Source organism: Longimicrobium sp., from assembly GCF_036554565.1.
Taxonomy (GTDB): Bacteria; Gemmatimonadota; Gemmatimonadetes; order Longimicrobiales; family Longimicrobiaceae; genus Longimicrobium.
Map to the genome: position 1 here is coordinate 1 of NZ_DATBNB010000078.1, position 2,218 is coordinate 2,218.

The 2,218-nt window shown below is 70.8% G+C and carries 2 protein-coding genes; both read right to left on the reverse strand.

Annotated features, from left to right (window positions below):
• Positions 1–78: 78 nt before the first annotated feature.
• The gene (locus VIB55_RS02130) at positions 79–1,062 is read right to left on the reverse strand and encodes a hypothetical protein (protein WP_331875014.1); all 984 of its coding nucleotides are present in this window, start codon (positions 1,060–1,062) and stop codon (positions 79–81) included.
• Between the two features lie 235 nt (positions 1,063–1,297).
• Positions 1,298–2,218 (reverse strand): L-threonylcarbamoyladenylate synthase (locus VIB55_RS02135; RefSeq protein WP_331875015.1); only part of this gene is annotated, 921 nt, incomplete at its 5' end.

A 2,218-nucleotide genomic window follows, 5' to 3' on the forward strand; every position in this document is an offset into this window, starting at 1 on the left:
CGCTCCGCTCAGGATGACGTCCCTGCCATTCGGAGTACCTCGCGTTCTGCTAGTCCCTAGTCCCTAGTCCCTGGCCGTTCAGCTCTGCTGATGCGCCCGCCCGGACTGCACCAGGCGCTGGCGCGCGGTGTTGCCGGGGACGGCGATGTGCGTCGCCGGATCGTACTCCTTGCCCACCGCCGGGCTGCCCTGCGGCACCCACACCTGCGTGACCGTGTAGCTGTAGCCCTGCGGGATGTAGCGCACGTAGTAGCCGTCCGGGTGCAGCGACCAGCGTCCACTGGGCACCTCGCGGCTGCCGGGGCCGATACCCACCGCGCCCGCCAGCACCGCGACGCGCTCCATCTCTGCGAAGCTGGCGCCCGGGTCCGTCACCATCTGACGAAGCTGGTTCTCGGCTTCCACGATCTGGCGCAGCGGGCCGGGAACGCGGTTCATCAGCGCGCCCATCTCGTCGCCCGGAACCAGGTCCAGCGCGCTGCGGTTCAGGCGCGTGAGCTGGGCCGGCGTCAGCAGGCGGGCGGCGGTGGCCTTGTGCTCGGGCGACAGATCCTCGAACTTCGCCCGCGCGATGATGGCCCACAGGAGCGTCTGGATCTTGCTCTGCTCGATCTCCGGGTGGTTCACCGAGTTGCGCAGGATGGTGGTCACCGCATCCTCGGCCGGGCCAGCCGTGGGCGCGAACAGGTAGCCGTCGCCGCCGCCGGGGCCGTGGGTGCCGGCTTTCAGGCAGTAGCTCTGGGTGTGCATCTCCCAGTAGCCGGGCTGCAGCACGAACCCGCCGTTGGGCGTGCGCTGAAGCTGCAGCATGGAGCGCTTGCTCTCGCGCGGCGTGAAATTGTCGAGCGAGTCCACCGCCCAGCGCGCATGCTCCAGGCTGGTGGTGATGGGATGATCGCCGCCTACCAGCTGGTCCAGGCTCAGCCGGCCGCCGGTGACGCGCCCGACGGCGCCGCGAAGCCGGCCACCGATCTGCGCCGACGCCGACTCGGCGTACGTTGCGCCCATCATCACCGCAAGCGCGGCGACAGTGGCGAATCTGCGGGTGATGGATGTGTTCATTGCAAGTTCAGTCCTGCTGGTGGGATTGGCCGCGGCGGGGAGGGGTGGTTTTGCCGCGACACAATTGTAGCAGCCCACCCTTCCGAACGCCAGAACTTTTTTGCCGCATCTCCACTGCTACAAACGTGATACGCAACGGCTGGGCGTACGATGTTTGTGGCGGCGCGAGTGGTTACGACGAAGATCGCGGCGTTGTTTCGGCGCCGGGATGGGTCGGTTGACCCACCCGGGCCGGCTAGCGGTGCGCCGAGCGCCGCAGGCGGTCGCGGATGCCGGCCCAGGCGGGGTCGTCCGGGACGGCGTCCACCAGGATGGCGTGGCAGCCGGCGTCGTCCAGCTCGTGCAGTGCGGCGTACAGACGGCTGGCGAATCCGGCGGGATCCCCCGGCATGCGGATGACGGGCGCGATCCGCGGATCAGCCTCGTGGAGGAGCAAGCCGCCGATGCGCCTGCCCCCATCCACCTCGCCCGCCGCTGCTTCGATCGCACGGTCCCGCTCCTCGCGCGGGATGATCCGCACGGTGGCGCGTGGGGCGTAGTGCCGGTCCATCATCCCGGGGGATGGGCGGGCGGCTTCGGCGTGGGGGTCGGCGGAGGGGAGCGCGACCTCGCCGATCACCGCGCGCAGGTCGTCGATCGACACCGTGCCCGGGCGCAGCAGCGTGGGGCGCGGGCCCGCCAGGCTGATCACCGTCGACTCGATGCCCACGGGGCAGGGCCCGCCGTCCACGATCACATCCACGCGGTCTCCAAGGCCCTGGAGCACGTGGGCGGCGGTCGTCGGCGAGACCTGCGTCGACAGGTTGGCGCTGGGCGCGGCCACGGGAATGCCGGCGGCTCGCAGGAGCGCGTGTGCGACCGGGTGCGCAGGGACACGGAGCGCTACGCTCGGCAGCCCGGCGGTGACGGCATCGGGCACGGCATCGTCCTTGGGGAGGACGAGGGTGAGGGGGCCCGGCCAGAAGGCATCCGCCAGAAGCTGTGCCTCGGCGGGCCAGTGCGATGCGAGCCGGCGGGCCGCGTCCGCGTCTGCCACGTGGACGATCAGCGGGTTGTAGCCAGGGCGTCCCTTGGCGGCAAAGATGCGGGCGACGGCCTCCGGATCGAGCGCGTGGGCCCCCAGCCCGTAGACGGTTTCGGTGGGGAACGCCACGAG